The sequence below is a fragment of the Micromonospora sp. HB375 genome, assembly GCF_017872985.1.
Lineage (GTDB): Bacteria > Actinomycetota > Actinomycetes > Mycobacteriales > Micromonosporaceae > Micromonospora > Micromonospora chalcea.
Genome location: NZ_JAGGJO010000001.1, coordinates 6,555,310 through 6,573,678, shown reverse-complemented (window position 1 = coordinate 6,573,678; position 18,369 = coordinate 6,555,310). Strand labels below are relative to the sequence as shown.

Sequence of the window (18,369 nt, the reverse complement as noted above, 5' to 3'; positions counted from 1 at the left end):
AAGGAGGACGGGGGTCAGTGGCCGCCCTCGACGCCACCGTCCTCGGCCCCGTGCTCACGCGGGTTGACGATCTTGGACGGGGTGGGCTCCGCGGTCAGCGGGATGCCGATCGGCGCCGGGGTCGTGATGACCTTGCCGTCGCCGAAGTCGAAGGTCAGGTTGACCTGCTGGCCGACGAGCAGCTTCTGGTTCAGGCCGACGAGCTGGAGGAACCGCGGGTTGTCGGCGTTGAGCTGGGCGTAGCTGAGCGCCGGGATCTCGATCCGGGCCGGCTGACCGGCGGGCGCGGACCCGGTCTCGCTCGGCGACGGGCTGGCCGACGGCGACTCGGACGTCCCCAGCGACTGGCTCGGCGACGCGCTCGGGTCGCTCGCGGTCGGCGAGGCGGTGCCCGGCTCGGTGGGCGAACCGGTCGGGGTGGCGGCGCCGCTCTCGCCCGCGCCGGAACCGGTGAGCACGATCTCCCGGGCGCTGTCGGTGGTGACCGTCACGGTCACCGGCTTCTCGCTGTCGTTGTAGATCACCACGTTGACCGGCGCGTTCGACCCCGCCTCGTAGCCCTTCGGCCCCGGCGTCCGCACGTAGAGACCGCGCACCTTGTACAGGTTGTCGGAGGTCTGGACGTTGACGCCCTGTACCGACGGGATCTTGTTGGCGGTCTCGGAAATCTGCCCGGTGCCGCACCCGGACAGCAGCAGGCTCGCCGCCGCCGTGCCGGCCAGCAGCAGGGCCGGCCCCCGGGAACCCCTGATCGAGCGCGTCACGTCGGTCCTCCTCGTCACGATCCCCGCCCGGTCGACCACCGGGCACGGGGTGGCCATACCCGCGCAGACCGCGCTCCAGGGTAGTTGGAGCTGATCGAGGCCCGCACGCGGACCCGGCAATGCCACCCGGCGAGGGAGACCGTCAGACCACCCGGCCGCTCGTCACCAGCAGCAGCACATCGATGAGCGCCACCACCAGCACCGCCCGGAAGGCGCTCGCCGAGCGTCCGGCGGCGGCGCGTCCCGCGTACCAGCCGAGGGCCGGCACGGCGACGGCGGCGGCGACGGCCGACAGCCCGGCCCACGACGGCGGTCCCGGCGGGCCGAAGACCAGCGCGACGGTGGCCGCCAGGAGCAGCCCGGCGGCGGCGAGCCGGCTGCCGGCGGGGCCCAGCCGGTGCGGCAGGCCGCGCACCCCGGTCCGGGCGTCGTCGGCCAGGTCGGGCAGCACGTTCGCGAAGTGCGCGCCGGCGCCCAGCAGCGCGGCGGCGGCCACCAGCCAGGCCGGCGGCGCGGGCGAGCCGGGCAGCGCCAGCACCACGAACGCGGGCAGCGCGCCGAACGAGACCGCGTAGGGCAGCACCGACACCGCCGTCGACTTCAGCGGCCGGTTGTAGAGCAGCGCGGAGACCAGGCCCAGCGTGGCGCAGGCCGCCGCGGCCGGGCCGCCGGCCAGCGCCAGCAGCGGGGTGGCGACGACTGCGACCACGACGGCCCGGGCCAGCGCCGGCCGGCTGACCGCGCCGGTGGTCACCGGTTTGTCGGTACGCCCCACCGCGGCGTCCCGCTCGGCGTCGATCAGATCGTTGCTCCAGCCGACAGCGAGCTGGCTGGCCAGCACCGTCAGCGCCACCGCCGCGACGCCGGCCGCGGAGTGCCCGGCGCCGGCGGCGAGCAGCGCGGCGACCACGGTGACCGCCGCAGCGGGTTCCGGATGGCTCGCCCTGACCAGCCCTAACACCCGTGTCGACATAAGGGAAGTCTGGTCGTTACCGGGCAGTCGTGCCACGCTCGACGCATGCCTGACGTGCCCGGGGTGTCCACTCCGCACCGGGTGCTGCCGCCGAACGACCCCCGGCAGTACGACGATCTGGCCGACGAGTGGTGGCGGCCGGACGGCGCGTTCGCGATGCTGCACTGGCTGGCGCGGGCGCGCGCGGCGCTGGTGCCACCGGCGTCCACGCCGGACGATCTGCTCGTCGATCTGGGTTGCGGCGCCGGGCTGCTGGCCCCGCACCTGGCCGGCAAGGGCTACCGCCACGTCGGGGTGGACCTGACCCGCTCCGCGCTGGACCAGGCCGCCGACCACGGGGTGACAGCGGTCCAGGGCGACGCGACGGCGGTGCCGCTGACCGACGCCTGCGCGGCGGTGGTCTCCGCCGGAGAGGTGCTGGAGCACGTGCCGGACTGGCGGCGCGCGGTCGCCGAGGCGTGCCGGCTGCTGCGGCCCGGCGGCCTGCTGGTGCTGGACACGCTGAACGACACGCTGCTGGCCCGGCTGGTCGCGGTGGAGCTGGGCGAACGGCTGCCCACAGTGCCGCGCGGCATCCACGACCCCCGGTTGTTCGTCGACGCCCGCGCGCTCGTCGCCGAGTGCGCCCGGCACGGCGTGTCGCTCGAGGTACGCGGGGTCCGCCCGGAGTTGGGCGGCACGCTTGCCTGGTTGCTGCGCCGCATGCGCGGCGGCGACCGTCCGGCGAGGACCGAGCCGCGCATGGTGCCGACCTGGTCGGCGGCGGTGCTGTACCAGGGCTGGGGGCGCCGGGGCGGGTAGCCGGGGCCGCCCGGGGTAAAGGGACGCCGAGAAGGGGGCGACATGACTGTGCACGCGCTGGAGGCGGCCCGCCGGTTGGCGCCGCGACTGGCCGCCCGCGCGGCCGGGCACGACCGCGACGGCTCGTTCCCCGTGGAAGACTTCGCGGACCTGCGGGCGGCCGGGCTGTTCGGGCTGATGGTGCCGCCCGAGCTGGGTGGCGCGGGCGCGAGCTTCGCCGAGTACGCGGCGGTCGCCACCGAACTGGCCCGGGGCAACGGCGCGACCGCGCTGGTGTTCAACATGCACGCCTCGGTCACCGGCGCGCTGGGCGCGGTCACCGAGGAACTGGCCGAGGCGCTCGGCGTACCGGATGAGGCGCTGGCGGCGCGGGACCGGCTGCTGCGCGCGGCGGCCGACGGCGCCTGGTACGCGGTGGCGATGAGCGAACGCGGCGCCGGCGCCCGGCTGTCGCAGCTCAGCACCGTCTACGAGCCGGTCGAGGGCGGCTGGCACATCAAGGGCAGCAAGACGTTCTGCTCCGGCGCCGGCCACCCGGACGGCTACCTGGTGGCTGCCCGCAGCGCCGCCGACCAGTCGGTGGTGTCGCAGTTCCTGGTCCCGGCCGGGGACGGGATCACCGTGGCGCCCACCTGGGACTCGCTCGGCATGCGGGCCACCTCGTCGCACGACGTGCACCTGGACGTGACGGTTCCGGCCGACCGGCTGCTCGGCGGCGTCGAGGGGCTGGCTCTGGTGGTCGCGCAGCTCATGCCGCACTGGCTGGTGGCGAGCTACGCGGCGGTCTACGTGGGCGTGGCCCGGGCCGCGATCGACGCGGCCGCCGAGCACCTCAACGCCCGCAACCTCGCCGGGCTGCCCGCGGTGCGGGCCCGCCTGGGCCGGGCGGACGCGGCCACCGCCGCCGCCGAACTGGTGGTCGCCGAGGCGGCCCGCCGGGTCGACGAGGCGCCCGGCGACGCCGAGACGAACCGCTGGGTGTGGCGGGCCAAGCTGCTGGCCGGCACCACCGCCGCCGAGGTCGCGGCCTCGATGCTGGAGGCGGCCGGCACCTCGGCGACCCGGCGCGGGCATCCGCTGGAGCGGCTCTACCGGGACGCCCGCTGCGGTTCGCTGCACCCGGCCACGTCCGACGTGTGCGCCGACTGGCTCGGCATCGCCGCGCTCGGCGGCGACCCGGACCGGGACAGCGCGCTCCCTCGTTGGTGAAGCGCGAGGAGCGAGCCGGTTTTGCGAGCCCCGCAGTCGCGAACGAAAGGCTGCCGGGTGACCAGGGTTGGTGCGAGAGATGAGGGAGGGGTGGGGGACGTGGGCATGCCGGTGATCGCGGGCCTGGGTACGGCGCATCCGCCGGGCGCGGACCAGGACGAGCTGTGGACGGGTTTCTTCGCGGGGCACTTCCAGGGGAACACCCGGGCGCTGGCGCAGCGGATCTTCGCGAACTCGGGCGTCACCCGGCGGCAGGCGGCGGTCAACCCGCTGCTGGAGGACGTCTCGGAGTGGCCGACCGAGCGCCGGATGCGCCGCTACCAGGTCGAGGCGCTGCCGCTGGGCAAGGAGGCGGTCAGCCGGGCGCTCACCGCCGCCGGCCTGGACGCCGCCGACATCGGGATGTTCATCGTCTGCTCCTGCACCGGGTACGCCACCCCGGGGCTGGACATCCTGCTCGCCCGGGACCTCGGCATGTCGCCGAGCACCCAGCGCATGTTCGTCGGGCACATGGGCTGCTACGCGGCCCTGCCCGGGCTGGGCGCGGCGAGCGACTTCGTCACCGCCCGGGGGCGTCCCGCGCTGCTGCTCTGCGCGGAGTTGACCAGCCTGCACATCCAGCCGCCGGGCGCCCGGGTGGACACCCAGCAGATCGTCTCCCACGCGCTGTTCTCGGACGCCGCGGTCGCCGCCGTGGTCGTCCCCGGGGGCCGGGGGTACGCGCTGCGCGAGGTCACCTCGGTCACCGACACCTCCACGGCCGACCACATGACGTGGGACGTCACCGACACCGGCTTCCGGATGGGGCTGTCGCCCAAGGTGCCGCAGGTCCTCTCCCGGCACGTGCGGACCCTGGTCGACGAGCTGCTGGCACGGCACGGGTGCGAACGCTCCGACGTGGACGGCTGGGCGGTGCACCCGGGCGGGCCGCGGATCCTCAACGTGGTGGAGCGTGAGCTGGCGTTGCCGCCGGACGGGCTCGCCGCCTCCCGGGGGACGCTCGCCGAGCACGGCAACTGTTCGTCCCCGACGACGCTGCTGATCCTGGACCGGCTGTGGCGTACGGAGCCGTCGCCGCCGCGCTGGGTGGTGATGCTCGCGTTCGGGCCGGGGCTGACGCTCTACGCGGCGCTGCTGGAACGCGTGGGCTGACGGGTCGCCCCGGTCGCGTCGCGCCGATACGCTGCCCGCATGGCCTCCGAGGAGCGGGACGGGCGGGCGTTGCTGGCCGGCCTGACCGTCCTGGCGCTGTTGCTCGGCTCGGCCTGGTGGCGGTCGGCGGCCCCGCAGCCCGGCCCGGCCACGTCGGCCGCGCCCGCGAGCGTGGATCTGGCCCCGCGCAACTGGCGGGTCGACCCGTCGACGGGCGCAGCGCGTCCGGTGCCACGCGCCGGGCGCGAAGCGGCGTTGGACAACCGCCGCGTGCCGCGTGCCGAGCCGGACCGCTCGGTGGTGATACGGGTGGAGGACGACGGCACGGCGCGTCTGCTCCAGGTGTCGCACGTCGTGTGGCGGGAGAGGTCCCGGCTGACGCCGGGCGGGCCGCCTGTCGTCCGGCAGGTACGGCCCACGCGGGGCGACAACTACCGGCTGTCGGTGAGCTGCGTCGGTGACGGGCTGGTCGTCGTACTCGTCTCCGGCCTCGGGGACGACGAGTTCCGGCGGGCGCTGCGCTGCGGCGGGCAGCTGGACGTGCCGGTGGTGGGCGGCAGTGGCGAGCTGGTGCAGATGCGGTTCGTCGCGATAAGGGGCCGGGCCGACCTGGACGCCCGGCTCGAGGCGCTCTACTGACGGTCGGTCAGCCGGCCAGCCGGGCCAGGTCGGCCCGGTAGTCCGACAGCGGGCCCAGCTCCGGCACCACCCGCACCAGCGAGCCCTGCCGGTCCACCAGCAGCGCCGGGGCGATGCCGGGCTGGGCGGACAGGTGCAGGTAGGAGCGCAGCCCGCCGGCCGGGTCGCCGAGTGGGCGTACCCCCGGGACGCTCGCCGAGCCGGCCCGCCGGCCCGCGGTCACGGTGACCACCGTGACGCCGGGCGGGGCGGCTCCGGCCGCCGCGGTGACCTGCTCGGAGCAGGCGCAGGCGTCGGTCAGGATGATCATGGCGGGCAGCATGCTGCGCAGCGGCACCGGCACGTCGTCTGCGCCGACCAGGTCCAGCGCGGGAAGCGGGCCGACCGGTTGCGGGGCTGCGCCGCCGCCGTGGGGGAGCACTGTCGGTGCGCCGGACCGGGTGGCGCGTGGCCAGGTGACCGCCGCGAGGCCGGCGAGTGTGATCAGCACCGATACGAGCAGGATCAGCGCCGGTAGTCCGAGGCGGAGCGAGCCGGTGCGGCGGCCGGCGGCCGTTCGTGCCCGCCGTAGCTCCCGGCGGACCTGCCGGGCCTCGTCGGCGAGCGCCGAGGCGTCGTCCGGGACGACCACGCGGCCCCACTCCGGGGGCAGGCCGGGGAGCCCGTCCGGCGGCCCCTGGCCGTCAGCGTCAGGCACGCCCATCGGACCCCCAGGAACGTCTCGGTGAGCGGACGTCGCGTCCTCTCCCAGCGTCCCGCACCGGCCGCCGTAACGCCACACCTGGGCGCGGACGGACTTGCGGAGCTACCATGGAAGGAGCGCATTGCCCTAGATCTGGACGCTCCCGTCACCCCTTACCGGGTTGTCACGTGATCCTCACGGAGCGTGTCGAAACCATCGGTTTGGCCGCCTGTCAAGCTGAAGAAATACCTCTCACAGGGCCCCTGAGCTGCGCCAACGGTCAGGACAGCGGTGAGACATCGGTGCCTGAGCGTGTTACCCTAGACACAGCGAAAGGGGTTTCGAACCTATGGTTTTCAGTGTCGGCGAGACCGTTGTTTACCCCCACCACGGGGCCGCACTCATCGAGGCAATCGAGACTCGGGTCATCAAGGGCGAGCCCAAGCAATACCTCGTCCTGAGGGTCGCACAGGGTGACCTGACGGTCCGGGTTCCCGCCGAGAACGCCGAGATCGTGGGTGTGCGCGAGGTGGTTGGCGAAGAGGGCCTGGGCAAGGTCTTCGACGTGCTCCGTGCACCACACACCGAGGAGCCGACCAACTGGTCGCGGCGTTACAAGGCGAATCTGGAGAAGCTGGCCTCCGGTAACCCGCTGAAGGTGGCCGAGGTCGTCCGCGACCTGTGGCGCCGGGAGCGGGAGCGGGGCCTGTCGGCGGGCGAGAAGCGGATGCTCGCCAAGGCTCGTGACATTCTCGTCGGCGAGGTCGCGCTGGCCGAGAAGAGCACCAAGGACGAGGCCGAGACGCTGCTCGACAAGGTGCTGACCGAGGCCTGATCCACACCTCTGCCTCTACCCACCCCGCAGCGAACGAATCCGAGGACCGCGACGTGACCGCGCAGCTCAATCCGCGCGGTGACGTCGCGGTCCTCGTTCCTGCGGCCGGTGCCGGCGTACGCCTCGGACCCGGCGCCCCCAAGGCGCTCCGCCCGCTCGCCGGTGAACCACTGCTCGTGCACGCCGTCCGCCGGGTCGCCGCCGCGCCCTCTGTGCACACGATCGTGGTGGCCGCACCGGCCACCGAGGTCGAGGCGGTACGCGCGATGCTGGCGCCCGTGGCGCCGGTGACAGTGGTGCCCGGTGGCGCCGAGCGTCAGGCGTCGGTGGCGGCGGCTCTCGCAGCGGTGCCCGCCGGTCCGGAGATCGTCCTGGTGCACGACGCCGCCCGTGCGCTCACCCCGCCGGGCCTGGTCGAGTCGGTGGCGGCGGCGGTCCGCGACGGGCACGACGCGGTGATCCCGGTGCTGCCGGTGGTCGACACCGTCAAGGAGGTCGACGCGGCCGAGCGGGTGCTCGGCACCGTCGACCGGTCCGCGTTGCGGGCGGTCCAGACGCCGCAGGGCTTCCGCCGCTCGGTACTGCTCGCGGCCCACCGGTCGGCGGGTGACGCGCTCACCGACGACGCCGGGCTGGTCGAGAAGCAGGGGATCGCGGTCACCTGCGTACCCGGCTCCGAGCTGGCCCTGAAGATCACCCGCCCGTTCGACCTGTCCCTGGCCGAACACCTGCTGTCCACCGGCGTCTGACGTACTCCTCACAGGTCGGCGGTGGATCGAGCCCGGCGCAGGCGGTCTCGGACGACATACCGCTGACCCTGGGTGAAGGCGCTACCTCTGCCTCGGCTGTGATGCGGGATGGGCGTCGGTAGCGTCAGGTGGCCAGCCGAACCTGGCGCGGTAAGGCCGAATACCTGATAGCGCCCTTCGGTCCACCCCTGCTTGCGGCTGACCTCGATGATGTCGGCGAGGAGGGCGTCGCGCCGTTCGCCCGTCGCTCGGAGCCGGTTCACCTCACCGACTGTCCAATCGACGTTGTCGAGCCGAAAGAGAATCTTGGGCACCTCTGGAAGGATCTGGCGCTGAGAGTAGAAGGCCAGATGATCCACAGGTTGAAATGATCTGCCCGCCTGGCAGACGTACGCTCGCGTCGACTGATAGAGCCCCCATGCGTTCCTGGCGGGGACCACCACGGTGTCGTTGCGGGCGGCTGGGCGCAGTCGGTGCACCTCGGTCACCCGCTCGATCCTCCTGAGCCAGCGGGCGGCGTCCGGGTCCGCCCACGCGACGACATCGATCATCTGGCTGAGGCGGAACGGCACGTCGGTGGCGAGAAGCGAATCATGATGAGCCAGCCGATTGCGGAACACCCGGAGGGCATTCATCGCGCTGGCGACATCGTGGCGCTTGCCGGACGAGTAAGGGAAGGCGCGGTGCAGGGCCTCCCGCCAGAGTTGCTCGTGCTCCGAACCCAACATCGAGACCCAGAAGCCGAAACTCAAGCCCGCGATGATTTGGTCGCGGGTTTCCTTCTGGGAGTGCTCTCGACGCAAGCGCGCGCGGACCTCGGAGACGTTTCGATCGATTCCATCCTGCACCTGGCGCTTACCGCTGACCGTCAGAAGGAACCATGGGATACCGCGGCCCGGCTCGTTGAGGTGCGCCCTCATCTCCCGATCTATCGCGTTGCGGGTGACGACCTCGACGTAGTGAAACGCCTCGAACGACGCGCCCGTCAGGGCGACGCTCCACTCGTAAAGCTCACAGGCCTTGCTCTCGTCGCCACCGGCGGCAGCCAGATAGGGATGGAACCTGCCGAGGGAGATCCAGTGATGCACGGTTCGCGCATGGGGGTGTGGCGTCACGGGCTGGATGCTAAGCGTGACGATCGCGGCGGATTGTCCGGCGCGCCGACGGCAAGAAAGAGCCCCAGGCGCATGCGCGAGGCAGAGGCGACACTGGGGCGTACAGAAACCAAGCTAACCACAGCCCGGGCGGCCGTCAAGGCGCAGCGCGTACCCTCTGGTCATGATCGTTCCTCGGGTGGCCGTCGGCACCGATGTGCACGCGTTCGCGGCCGGGCGACCCTGCTGGGTCGCGGGCCTGCACTGGCCGGACCAGGACGGCCTGGCCGGTCACTCCGACGCCGACGTGGCGGCGCACGCCGCCTGCAACGCGCTGCTCTCCGCCGCCGGCCTGGGTGACCTGGGCGCGAACTTCGGGGTGGACCAGCCGGAGTGGGCCGGTGCCTCCGGGGTGGCGCTGCTGACCGAGAGCGCGCGCCGGGTACGGGCGGCGGGCTTCCAGATCGGCAACGTGTCGGTGCAGGTCGTCGGCAACCGCCCCAAGATCGGGCCGCGCCGGGAGGAGGCGCAGCGGGTGCTCTCCGAGGCGGTGGGTGCCCCGGTGACCGTCTCCGCCGCCACCACCGACGGCCTCGGCTTCACCGGGCGTGGGGAAGGACTGGCCGGGATCGCGGTGGCCCTGGTCTACGAGGCCCCGGCCGGCTGACGCGGTGACCGGGGGACGCCGGTCACCGCGTCACCCGATCAGTCAACGTCGGTGCAGACGTTGTGGGTCGTGCCGTGGAGCATCGTGATGGTCTTGTCGTAGGTGGGGGAGAACTCCACCCGGAACTGGCCGTCGACGATCCACAGCCCCTTCGGCAGCGTGCCGGCGTTCTCCCGGAAGCCGAGCAGCACCGGCCCGGTCACGTACCAGGTCATCGAGCCGTCGGTGCGGTAGTCGACGAGCGAGGTGCCGCTCGCGTCAGCGGTGGACGTGGCGCCGGTCTCCAGGTTCGTCACCCGGTTGATCAGGGCGCCGGTGAACAGTTCCCGCTTCGGTGCGCCGTCCGGATACGTGGCGAGCGTCAACTTGCGCACCTCGTCCACGATCGGCTCCACGCGTACCGCGAACTCGCATCGCGCGCCGGCGGGCAACTCGAATGGCGCCTGCGGGGCCGGCTCCCAGGCGCCGACGCCGTGGTGCCGGTCCGGCGCGGCGGTCGCCGAGCCGGGTAGCGCCGCGACAACCACTGCCACAACCGCCGCCACCGCGACGCTCATCCTGAAACGCATGTCCGCTCTCCATCTCGTCGGTGGTCAGGGCGGTCAGGATCGCCGGGCCGGCTCACCACGGGCTGACCGCACTGTGCGGAGCCGTTCCGAGCGGGCGGACCGGACGACCGGACGGCTGACCATGCGATCACCGCCGCACGGCAACCTCCGGCCCGGATCGACCGGTCCTGTTCGGTATGGAGTTCCGCCTGCTCGGGCCGTTCGAGGCCCGCCACGACGGTCGGCCGGTCGAGGTCGGCAGCCGACGCCAGGAGCGATGCCTGCTCGGGATGCTGCTGCTCGACGTGGGGCGCGTGGTGCCGACCGACCGCCTCGTCGACCTGCTCTGGAACGGCCGGCCGCCGGCCGCCGCCCGGGGCGTGGTGCAGACGTACGTCGGGCGGCTGCGGGGCTCGCTCCACGCGTACGGAGTGCGGATCAGCACCCGGGGCGAGGGCTACGTGGTCGAGGAGGACGGGCACCGGGTCGACGTCGACGAGTTCGCCGAACTGGTCCGGAGTGCCGGGCGAGCCGCCGATCCCGCCGAGCGGGTGCGGTCGCTCGACCGGGCGCTGGCTCTCTGGCGCGGGCCGTTGCTCGCCGACGCGGCGGACGACGAGCTGCGGCACCGGCTGCACGGCACTGTCGAGGAGCTGCGCCTGGTGGCCGTGGAGCTACGGGCCGAGGCGCAGCTCGCGTTGGGCCAGCACACGCGGGCGATCGCCGAACTGCTGCCGCTGGCCGCCGAGCACCCGACGCGGGAACACCTCGTGGCGGTCCTGATGACCGCCCTGTACCGGGGTGCCCGGCGGGCCGACGCGCTGCGCCTCTACCGCGCCACGCGGGACCTGCTCGTGGCCGACTTCGGTGTCGAGCCGGGCCCCCGGCTCCGCGAGGTGCAGCGGCGGGTGCTCGCGGGCGACGACCGCCTGGACCGGGTCGGCCGGCCGATGCACGAGATCCGGGTGAACGACGAGAGCCTGCCGTGGAGCGTGGGCGGCCACCCGGCCCTGGACTTCTGCAACACCCTCGCCGGTTGGGGGCGCGAGTCCCCGTTGCCCGGCGCCGAGTGGCTGCGCGGCTATCGCACCCTTGCTGTCTGGGCCGGCCATGTCGGGCTGGTGGACGAGGTGTCGATGAACCGTCTGCTTCACCTCGCCCGGCGCGATCCCGGCACGGCGGAGGTGGTGCTCGACGAGGCCCGTACGCTCCGCGCCGCGCTCTACGCCAGCCTGGTCGACCCGGACGACGGCCCGGCCTTCGAAGCGGTCGCCCGGGCCGCCGAGGCCGCCGCCCGTACGCTCGCGTTCCGGCGCGCGGTCGACGGACGCGGTCGCTGGTGGCCGGACCTCGCCGCCGGCCTTCGGGTGCCGGTGCACGCCGCCGCGTTCAGCGGCGCGCAACTGCTCGCCGATCCGGCCCGGTTCACCGTGCGGGCCTGCCCGGACCGGAGCTGCGGGTGGTTGTTCCTGGACGAGAGCGGGCTGCGCCGGTGGTGCAGCCTCGGGACGTGCGGCGGCCGGGCGGGCGTCGCCTGCCGGAGTTCCTGACGACGGGAGCTGTCGGCAGCTGGTGGGCCGGGGCGGATACGCTCGCCGGGATGCCGAGTGACGCCGCACCCGACCAGTCCGCCGCCGACGGCTACCTGCAACGCGCCCATCTCCTCGCCGAGCTGGGCCGCTACGACGAGGGCATCGGCGAACTCACCGCGCTGCTCGCGGACGAGCCCGGGCACCTGCCCGCGTTGACCATGCTGGCCCGGATGCACCTGGCCGCCGGCCGCCCCGCGGAAGCGCTGGCCGTCGCCGAGACGGCCGTGACCCCAGTTCCGGACGCCGTGACAGCCGACGGCGAAACGTCCGCCGTCGAGCCGCCCACTGCCGCTGAGACGTCCGGGACGCGTGCCGCCGAAGCGGCCGGGGGTGTCCTGCCGGTGCTCGTGGCCCGTGGCTTCGCGCTGCTCGACCTCGAACGCTGGAAGCCCGCAGCGGCCACCGCCGACGAGATCCTGGCGCGCGGTCCGGGCGACGCGTACGCGCAGCGCAGCGCCGCCGCCATTCTCTCCGCGTCGCGCAACGGGCAGGCGGCGCTGGACGCGGCGTGGCGGGGTGTCGAGCTGGCCCCGGAGGAGCCGGAGGCGCACCTGGTGCTGGGCCTGGTCGCGGTGCGGCTGCAACTGTTCGACCTGGCCGAGCGGGCCTACCGGGAGGCGTTGCGGCTGGACCCGGAGCTGGGCGAGGCGGGGCAGGACGTGGGTGTGGCCCGGCTGGAACGGCGTCGCTACGCCGAGACGCTGGAGCACCTGACCGCGCTGGCTGACCTGCCGGTGGCCCGGCCCGACCCGGTCCGGACCGTGGACGACGGCATCCGGCGGCTCCTGCTGGCGGTGGCCGGCTGGTCGCTGCTCGCGAGCCTGCTGGCCGGCGTCCTGGCCCCGGCCTCGTCCGGCGCGTCCCGGCTGTTCGCGGCGCTGTCGGTGGCCGGCGTGGCGGTGCTGCTGCGGCGTCCGGCGACGTGGCGGCCCGGCCTGCGGGAGGCGATGTCGCGCGGCCTGGCCGTGCCGGTCTGGGCGGCCGCCGCCGCGGTGCTGCTGCTTCTCGTGTACGCGCTGGTCGGCAGCCCGTGGCCGCTGGCCGGGGTGGTGACCGCGTCGGTGGTGGCCGGACTCACCGCGTTCGCTCGCCGGTGAGAGGGTAGGAGGACCGGAAACACCGGCTCAAGGAATGCGGGGACCCGTGCTCACCGTCAATGCCTACGCGGCGACGTCCGCGACCGAACCGCTCGTCCCGACCACCATCGAGCGGCGGGATCTCGGCCCGGACGACGTTCTCATCGACATCAAGTTCTCCGGCATCTGTCACTCCGACATCCACACCGCGCGCAGCGAGTGGGGCCCGACCCGCTACCCGATCGTGGTCGGCCACGAGATCGCGGGCGTGGTGCGTGAGGTCGGCTCGGCGGTCACGAAGTTCGCCGTCGGCGACCGGGTCGGCGTCGGCTGCCTGGTCGACTCCTGCCGGGAGTGCGACAACTGCCGCAAAGGGCTGGAGCAGTACTGCCTGAAGGGCAGCACCGGCACGTACGGCGGGGTGGGGCGGGACGGCAAGCCGACCCAGGGCGGCTACTCGCAGGCCATCGTGGTCACCGAGGACTTCGTGCTGCGCATCCCGGACGGCATCGAGCTGGACGCCGCCGCGCCGCTGCTCTGCGCCGGCATCACCACGTACTCGCCGCTGCGGCACTGGAACGCCGGGCCGGGCACCCGGGTTGCGGTGATCGGCATGGGCGGCCTCGGCCACATGGCCGTGAAGCTGGCCCACGCGATGGGCGCCGAGGTGACTGTGCTGTCGCAGTCGCTGAAGAAGCGGGAGGACGGGCTGCGGCTCGGCGCCGACCACTACTACGCCACCTCCGACGAGGACACGTTCCGTGAGCTGGCCAACTCGTTCGACCTGATCATCAACACGGTCAGCGCGACCCTCGACATGGACGCGTACCTGCGGCTGCTCGCCGTGGACGGGACGCTCGTCAACGTGGGCGCGCCCGAGGATCCGCTGTCGGTGCACGCGTTCTCGCTGATCCCGGCCCGCCGGTCGTTCGCCGGGTCGAACATCGGCGGCATCGCGGAGACCCAGGAGATGCTCGACTTCTGCGCCGAGCACGGGCTGGGCGCCGAGATCGAGGTCATTGGAGCCGAGAAGATCAACGAGGCGTACGAGCGGGTGCTCGCCTCCGACGTGCGCTACCGCTTCGTCATCGACGCGTCCACGTTCTGACGACCGCGTGCGAAGGGGCCGCGTCCGTGCCGGGCGCGGCCCCTTCTCGCGTACGTCAGGGCTTGCGTGCCCAGGTCCAGGCGTAGCCGTCGTCCTCGCAGTCGGCGGCCGCGTCGCAGAGGTCGAGCGGGCGGAACGTGTCCACCATGACCGCCAGCTCGTCGAAGAACTCCGCGCCGATCGAGCGTTCGGCCGCGCCCGGCTGGGGGCCGTGGGTGAAGCCGGACGGGTGCAGCGAGATCGAGCCCTGCTCGATGCCGGAGCCGCGCCGGGCCTCGTAGTTGCCGCCGGTGTAGAACAGCATCTCGTCGGAGTCGACGTTGTGGTGGTTGTACGGCACCGGGATGGCGGCCGGGTGGTAGTCCACCTTGCGCGGCACGAACGAGCAGATCACGAAGTTCGGGCCCTGGAACGTCTGGTGCACGGGCGGCGGCTGGTGGATCCGCCCGGTGATCGGCTCGAAGTCGTGGATGGAGAACGCCCACGGGTACATGTGCCCGTCCCAGCCGACCACGTCGAACGGGTGGTTGGCGTAGACGTACCTCGTCCACCCGCGGCGGTGCTTGACCAGCACCTCGACCTCTTCGCCGTCGACCAGCAGCGGCGTGTCCGGTCCGCGGACGTCGCGCTCGCAGTAGGGCGCGTGCTCCAGGAACTGTCCGCGTACGGAGAGGTAGCGCTTGGGCGGGCCGATGTGGCCGGACGCCTCGACGGCGAGCAGCCGGGTCGGTTCGTCGCCGGTGGGCACGAGGCGGTGGATGGTCGAGGTGGGGATGACGACGTAGTCGCCGGCGACCGCGTCGAGCACGCCGAACGGCGACTCCACCCGCATCGACCCGGCCTCCAGGTAGAGGCAGTGGTCGCCGGTGGCGTCGCGGAACAGCGGTGACGGGCGGTCGGCGAGCACGTACGCGATGCGTACGTCGTCGTTGGCGAGCAGGTACTGCCGGCCGAGCACCGGGTCGGCGCCGGTGCCGTCGAGCTTGTGGGTGCGCAGGTGGCGCGGCTTGAGCGGCAGGTTCGGCACCCGCGTGACCGTGGGCGGGGCGAACTCCTCGGCGGCGAGGATCGCGGTCGGCGCGTGGCGGTGGTAGAGCAGTGACGAGTCGGAGGAGAAGCCCTCCTGGCCGACCAGTTCCTCCGCGTAGAGCGTGCCGTCGGGCTGGCGGAACTGGGTGTGGCGCTTGCGCGGCACGTCGCCGACGCTGCGGTAGTACGGCATCTCGCCTCCCGATATGTCCCGTTCTCCGGCCGGTGGCGTCCGATAATCGGACGCTGTTGTCCGTTCCTCGTAGCGTCCCGTACATTCTTGTCTCGTGTCAACGCAGGTGCCCCGCCTCCTCTCCGGCCTGGTGGACGACGCCGCGGTCTTTCCGCCCGGAAACGCCGCGCTGCCCGACGCGGTGACCGCGCACCGCACCCACCGCGCCGCCTGGTACGCCGACATGGTCGGCCCGCTGCTGCTGCCCGCCTCGGAGATCCAGCGCGGGTCGCTGTCCGGGCTGGTGGACCCGGCCGAAGGGCTGGTCATCGGGCTGATCGGCGACACCGGCCTGGACCAGCTCCCGCAGGCGCTGGACGCGCTCGCGCCCGACGGGGTGACCGCCCGGCAGATCGAGGCGCCGGTGGCCAAACGCGGTGAGGACCCGCAACCCGGGCTGTCCGAACTGGTCGCGCTCGCCGACCGGCTCGACGGCACCGCCGTCTACGCGGAGATCCCGCTGACCTTCGGGCTGATGGGCGCGCTCGACACGCTCGCCGAGGCGCGCGCGGGCGGGCTGCCGGTGGCCGCCAAGTTCCGTACCGGCGGGCTCGCCGCCGAGCTGTTCCCCACCCCGGTCGAGCTGGCCGCGGTGATCTGCGCCTGCCGGGACCGTAAGCTGCCGTTCAAGCTCACCGCCGGGCTGCACCACGCGATCCGGCACCGCGACCCGGAGACCGGCTTCAACCACCACGGTTTCGTCAACGTGCTGGGCGCCACGCTCGCCGCCGTCGGGGGCGCCGAGGTGGACGGCGTGGCCGAGCTGCTCGCCGCCACCGACCCGGTCCGTGTGGTCGAGCCGGCGCGGGCGCACCGCGACGCCGAGCGCCCGCTCTGGGTCGGGTACGGCTCGTGCAGCATCTCCGAACCACTTACCGATCTGATCCGGCTGGGGCTGGTGAACGGAGGCTTCGAGGCATGACCGAACGCACCGAGCGGAGCGAGGGCCGTGAGGGTGTGCCCAGTCTGCACGGCATGACCGAACGCACCGAGCGGAGCGAGGGCCGTGAGGGCGTGCCCGGCCGGCACGGTATGACCTGGGTACCAGGGGCGGCGGGGTCGCCGTACGGGGTGACGAACCTGCCGTACGGCGTGTTCCGGCACGGCGAGGGCGAGCCGCGTATCGGCGTCCGCATCGGTGACTTCGCGCTGGACCTGGCCGGCGCGGAGGCCGCCGGTCTGGTGCTGGCCGGCGGGGCGCTGGGCCGGCCGACGCTCAACGCCTTCATGGCGCTCGGCCGCCCGCAGTGGACGGCGGTCCGGCAGCGGGTCGTCGAGCTGCTCACCGAACCGGAGCACCGGGCGGCGGTCGAGCCGCTGCTGGTGCCGCTGCGCGAGGTCGAGATGGCGCTGCCGTTCGAGGTGGCCGACTACGTCGACTTCTACTCCTCCGAGCACCACGCCTCGAACGTCGGGCAGATCTTCCGGCCCGGCCAGCCGCCGCTGCTGCCGAACTGGAAGCACGTGCCGATCGGTTACCACGGCCGGGCCGGCACCGTGATCGTCTCCGGCACCCCGGTGATCCGCCCGACCGGGCAGCGCGCCAGCGCGCAGGGCCCGACCACCGGCGCGTCGGTACGGCTGGACATCGAGGCCGAGGTGGGCTTCGTGGTGGGCGTGCCGAGCCGGCTGGGCGAGCGGGTGCCGGTGGCCGACTTCGCCGACCACGTCTTCGGTGTGGTGCTCGTCAACGACTGGTCGGCCCGGGACATCCAGGCCTGGGAGTACCAGCCGCTCGGGCCGTTCCTCGGCAAGTCGTTCGCCACGTCCGTCTCGGCCTGGGTGACGCCGCTGGAGGCGCTCGCCGACGCGTTCGTACCCGCGCCGGACCAGGACCCGCCGGTGCAGGACTACCTGCGCGACACGCCGCACCTCGGGTTGGACCTGACGCTGTCGGTGCAGTGGAACGGCGAGCGGGTCGCCGAGCCGCCGTTCGCCGGCATGTACTGGACCCCGGCGCAGCAGCTCGCCCACCTCACCGTCAATGGCGCGTCGCTGCGTACCGGTGATCTCTATGCCTCCGGCACCGTCTCCGGTCCGGAGCGCGGCCAGGTCGGGTCGTTCCTGGAGCTGACCTGGGGCGGGTCCGAGCCGGTCAAGTTCGCCGACGGCAGCGAGCGGACGTTCCTGGAGGACGGCGACACGGTGACGATCACCGCCACCGCGCCCGGCCCGGACGGCACCACTGTCGCGCTGGGCGAGGTCACCGGGACGATCCTCCCGGCCCGCTGAGTTCTGCCTTCCCGAACGGCCCCGGTCGCACCCGATGTGCGACCGGGGCCGTTTCCTTCCGCGTTTATCGCTCCGGATCACGTACGCCCCGGACGGCGGCTCCCGGCCGGAACGGAGCCGCCGATGGTGCCGGGTCGGGGGGCGTACCCGGGTAGCCGAACAGGAAGGACGAGCATGACCGAGTTGACCGGCGCCGTCTGGCGCACCAGCAGCCGCTCGAACGATCAGGGCCTCTGCGTCGAGGTGGCGACGAACGTGGTCGCCGCGCACGGCGTGGTGGGCGTACGCGACTCCAAGGACCCGGACGGCCCGGCGCTCGCGGTGAGCCCCCCGGGCTGGGCCGCGTTCGTCACCGCGCTGCGGGGCGGTTCGTTCCGCGGCTGACCGTCAGTGCCACACCCCGGTGCCCCGACGATCGGGGCACCGGCGGTGGAAATGTCACAGCGAGGCTCCCCGTTTCCCGTCACGGCCCGTACCGTGTACGACACGGGAGGTGCCATGTCGACGGTCACGGTGTCCGCATTCATCGAAGCGCAGGCCGCCGACCTGTGGCGCCTGCTGACCGACCTCCCGGCCCGCGCCGACTGGCTCTCGGCGGTGAGCGCGGTCGAGGTCCTCGGCGGCGGCGGGTTCGGGCCCGGCTCGACCTGGCGGGAGACCCGCGTCCGGCCGGACGGCGGCGCCGAACCGGAGGAGTTCGCGGTGATCGAGGCGGTCGCCCCGAGCCGGCTGGTGCTCGGCTCGCGCGGCGCCGGCGCGGACTACCGCATCACCTGGACGTTGCGCACCGTCGAGCGGCGACGCCGCGGCTGCACCGAGGTCACGGTCGAGCAGGAGGCGGCGCCGACCCGCCCGTACGGCCGGGTGCTGGCCCTGATTCTCGGCGGCCTGGCCGCCCGCGCGGTGGAGGGCGCGCTCCGGCGCGACCTGGCCGACCTGGCGTCGGCCGCCGGACCGGCCCGGTCCTCCGAGGCCGCCTGAGCCGAC

20 protein-coding genes are annotated in these 18,369 nt (G+C 73.4%); 14 read left to right on the top strand and 6 right to left on the bottom strand.

The window, feature by feature from the left end:
- Positions 1-14 precede the first annotated feature (14 nt).
- Positions 15-764, bottom strand: coding sequence for a hypothetical protein (locus tag J3R08_RS29315; RefSeq protein WP_043330867.1), 750 nt, complete (start codon positions 762-764; stop codon positions 15-17).
- Between the two features lie 142 nt (positions 765-906).
- The gene (locus tag J3R08_RS29310; protein WP_245254834.1) at positions 907-1,737 is read right to left on the bottom strand and encodes a UbiA family prenyltransferase; all 831 of its coding nucleotides are present in this window, start codon (positions 1,735-1,737) and stop codon (positions 907-909) included.
- A 45-nt stretch (positions 1,738-1,782) separates the two neighbouring features.
- Between J3R08_RS29310 and J3R08_RS29305 the strand changes: the two genes are divergently transcribed.
- The 4 genes from J3R08_RS29305 to J3R08_RS29290 all read left to right on the top strand — a co-directional run bounded on the left by J3R08_RS29305 (position 1,783) and on the right by J3R08_RS29290 (position 5,538).
- Positions 1,783-2,538 (top strand): methyltransferase domain-containing protein, encoded by a 756-nt coding sequence (locus tag J3R08_RS29305; protein ID WP_209963525.1) that lies wholly within the window; start codon positions 1,783-1,785, stop codon positions 2,536-2,538.
- A gap of 42 nt (positions 2,539-2,580) precedes the next feature.
- A complete protein-coding gene (locus J3R08_RS29300; protein ID WP_209963522.1) occupies positions 2,581-3,747 on the top strand; it encodes an acyl-CoA dehydrogenase family protein in 1,167 nt (388 codons plus the stop codon).
- Positions 3,748-3,852: 105 nt separating this feature from the next.
- Positions 3,853-4,899: a type III polyketide synthase gene (locus tag J3R08_RS29295; RefSeq protein WP_205798899.1), complete on the top strand. Its 1,047-nt coding sequence runs from the start codon at positions 3,853-3,855 to the stop codon at positions 4,897-4,899.
- Between the two features lie 39 nt (positions 4,900-4,938).
- Positions 4,939-5,538 (top strand): hypothetical protein, encoded by a 600-nt coding sequence (locus J3R08_RS29290; RefSeq protein ID WP_209963519.1) that lies wholly within the window; start codon positions 4,939-4,941, stop codon positions 5,536-5,538.
- 7 nt (positions 5,539-5,545) lie between these two features.
- Here the strand turns inward: J3R08_RS29290 and J3R08_RS29285 are convergent, their stop codons facing one another.
- Positions 5,546-6,241 carry a hypothetical protein gene (locus tag J3R08_RS29285; protein ID WP_209963516.1) on the bottom strand — a complete coding sequence of 232 codons (696 nt, stop codon included), beginning with the start codon at positions 6,239-6,241 and terminating at the stop codon, positions 5,546-5,548.
- A gap of 328 nt (positions 6,242-6,569) precedes the next feature.
- On the opposite strand from J3R08_RS29285, the gene J3R08_RS29280 reads away from it, so the two are divergent.
- Positions 6,570-7,055, top strand: a complete 486-nt coding sequence (locus J3R08_RS29280) for a CarD family transcriptional regulator (RefSeq protein ID WP_007073334.1) — start codon at positions 6,570-6,572, stop codon at positions 7,053-7,055.
- A gap of 53 nt (positions 7,056-7,108) precedes the next feature.
- Positions 7,109-7,804: a 2-C-methyl-D-erythritol 4-phosphate cytidylyltransferase gene (gene ispD, locus J3R08_RS29275; protein ID WP_209963513.1), complete on the top strand. Its 696-nt coding sequence runs from the start codon at positions 7,109-7,111 to the stop codon at positions 7,802-7,804.
- Between the two features lie 8 nt (positions 7,805-7,812).
- Here ispD and J3R08_RS29270 read toward each other — a convergent pair whose 3' ends face one another.
- Entirely contained in the window at positions 7,813-8,919 is a 1,107-nt protein-coding gene (locus J3R08_RS29270; protein WP_197494894.1) for a hypothetical protein, read from the bottom strand.
- Positions 8,920-9,082: 163 nt separating this feature from the next.
- Between J3R08_RS29270 and ispF the strand changes: the two genes are divergently transcribed.
- Complete coding sequence (gene ispF / locus J3R08_RS29265; RefSeq protein WP_104114853.1) at positions 9,083-9,565, top strand: 2-C-methyl-D-erythritol 2,4-cyclodiphosphate synthase; 483 nt, start codon at positions 9,083-9,085, stop codon at positions 9,563-9,565.
- A 38-nt stretch (positions 9,566-9,603) separates the two neighbouring features.
- On the opposite strand, the gene J3R08_RS29260 is transcribed toward ispF, so the two are convergent.
- Complete coding sequence (locus J3R08_RS29260; RefSeq protein ID WP_043327926.1) at positions 9,604-10,134, bottom strand: hypothetical protein; 531 nt, start codon at positions 10,132-10,134, stop codon at positions 9,604-9,606.
- Positions 10,135-10,310: 176 nt separating this feature from the next.
- Between J3R08_RS29260 and J3R08_RS29255 the strand changes: the two genes are divergently transcribed.
- Genes J3R08_RS29255 through J3R08_RS29245 form a run of 3 tightly spaced genes read left to right on the top strand, consistent with a single transcriptional unit; the run spans position 10,311 to position 13,889 of the window.
- Positions 10,311-11,663 carry a BTAD domain-containing putative transcriptional regulator gene (locus J3R08_RS29255; protein ID WP_209963511.1) on the top strand — a complete coding sequence of 451 codons (1,353 nt, stop codon included), beginning with the start codon at positions 10,311-10,313 and terminating at the stop codon, positions 11,661-11,663.
- 50 nt (positions 11,664-11,713) lie between these two features.
- Positions 11,714-12,802: a lipopolysaccharide assembly protein LapB gene (locus J3R08_RS29250; protein WP_209963509.1), complete on the top strand. Its 1,089-nt coding sequence runs from the start codon at positions 11,714-11,716 to the stop codon at positions 12,800-12,802.
- Positions 12,803-12,848: 46 nt separating this feature from the next.
- On the top strand, positions 12,849-13,889 hold the full coding sequence (locus tag J3R08_RS29245; protein WP_280841808.1) for an NAD(P)-dependent alcohol dehydrogenase: 1,041 nt from the start codon (positions 12,849-12,851) through the stop codon (positions 13,887-13,889).
- Positions 13,890-13,944: 55 nt separating this feature from the next.
- Here the strand turns inward: J3R08_RS29245 and J3R08_RS29240 are convergent, their stop codons facing one another.
- Positions 13,945-15,111: a homogentisate 1,2-dioxygenase gene (locus J3R08_RS29240; RefSeq protein ID WP_043327929.1), complete on the bottom strand. Its 1,167-nt coding sequence runs from the start codon at positions 15,109-15,111 to the stop codon at positions 13,945-13,947.
- 94 nt (positions 15,112-15,205) lie between these two features.
- On the opposite strand from J3R08_RS29240, the gene J3R08_RS29235 reads away from it, so the two are divergent.
- The 4 genes from J3R08_RS29235 (at position 15,206) to J3R08_RS29215 (ending at position 18,363) form a co-directional block, all read left to right on the top strand.
- Positions 15,206-16,072: a hypothetical protein gene (locus J3R08_RS29235; protein ID WP_069089189.1), complete on the top strand. Its 867-nt coding sequence runs from the start codon at positions 15,206-15,208 to the stop codon at positions 16,070-16,072.
- Between the two features lie 110 nt (positions 16,073-16,182).
- Positions 16,183-17,382 carry a fumarylacetoacetase gene (gene fahA / locus J3R08_RS29225; protein WP_209964488.1) on the top strand — a complete coding sequence of 400 codons (1,200 nt, stop codon included), beginning with the start codon at positions 16,183-16,185 and terminating at the stop codon, positions 17,380-17,382.
- A gap of 174 nt (positions 17,383-17,556) precedes the next feature.
- Complete coding sequence (locus tag J3R08_RS29220) at positions 17,557-17,766, top strand: DUF397 domain-containing protein (RefSeq protein WP_043327931.1); 210 nt, start codon at positions 17,557-17,559, stop codon at positions 17,764-17,766.
- 114 nt (positions 17,767-17,880) lie between these two features.
- Positions 17,881-18,363, top strand: a complete 483-nt coding sequence (locus J3R08_RS29215; RefSeq protein ID WP_209963502.1) for an SRPBCC family protein — start codon at positions 17,881-17,883, stop codon at positions 18,361-18,363.
- Positions 18,364-18,369: the final 6 nt, after the last annotated feature.

Bases quoted from the DNA above. Each gene is read 5' to 3' on its own strand.
- J3R08_RS29260 (WP_043327926.1), bottom strand. From the start codon at position 10,134: ATGCGTTTCAGGATGAGCGTCGCGGTGGCGGCGGTTGTGGCAGTGGTT.
- J3R08_RS29280 (WP_007073334.1), top strand. From the start codon at position 6,570: ATGGTTTTCAGTGTCGGCGAGACCGTTGTTTACCCCCACCACGGGGCC.
- J3R08_RS29240 (WP_043327929.1), bottom strand. From the start codon at position 15,111: ATGCCGTACTACCGCAGCGTCGGCGACGTGCCGCGCAAGCGCCACACC.
- fahA (WP_209964488.1), top strand. From the start codon at position 16,183: ATGACCTGGGTACCAGGGGCGGCGGGGTCGCCGTACGGGGTGACGAAC.
- J3R08_RS29310 (WP_245254834.1), bottom strand. From the start codon at position 1,737: ATGTCGACACGGGTGTTAGGGCTGGTCAGGGCGAGCCATCCGGAACCC.
- J3R08_RS29255 (WP_209963511.1), top strand. From the start codon at position 10,311: ATGGAGTTCCGCCTGCTCGGGCCGTTCGAGGCCCGCCACGACGGTCGG.
- J3R08_RS29290 (WP_209963519.1), top strand. From the start codon at position 4,939: ATGGCCTCCGAGGAGCGGGACGGGCGGGCGTTGCTGGCCGGCCTGACC.
- J3R08_RS29250 (WP_209963509.1), top strand. From the start codon at position 11,714: ATGCCGAGTGACGCCGCACCCGACCAGTCCGCCGCCGACGGCTACCTG.
- J3R08_RS29295 (WP_205798899.1), top strand. From the start codon at position 3,853: ATGCCGGTGATCGCGGGCCTGGGTACGGCGCATCCGCCGGGCGCGGAC.
- J3R08_RS29305 (WP_209963525.1), top strand. From the start codon at position 1,783: ATGCCTGACGTGCCCGGGGTGTCCACTCCGCACCGGGTGCTGCCGCCG.
- J3R08_RS29300 (WP_209963522.1), top strand. From the start codon at position 2,581: ATGACTGTGCACGCGCTGGAGGCGGCCCGCCGGTTGGCGCCGCGACTG.
- J3R08_RS29285 (WP_209963516.1), bottom strand. From the start codon at position 6,241: ATGGGCGTGCCTGACGCTGACGGCCAGGGGCCGCCGGACGGGCTCCCC.
- ispF (WP_104114853.1), top strand. From the start codon at position 9,083: ATGATCGTTCCTCGGGTGGCCGTCGGCACCGATGTGCACGCGTTCGCG.
- J3R08_RS29215 (WP_209963502.1), top strand. From the start codon at position 17,881: ATGTCGACGGTCACGGTGTCCGCATTCATCGAAGCGCAGGCCGCCGAC.
- J3R08_RS29220 (WP_043327931.1), top strand. From the start codon at position 17,557: ATGACCGAGTTGACCGGCGCCGTCTGGCGCACCAGCAGCCGCTCGAAC.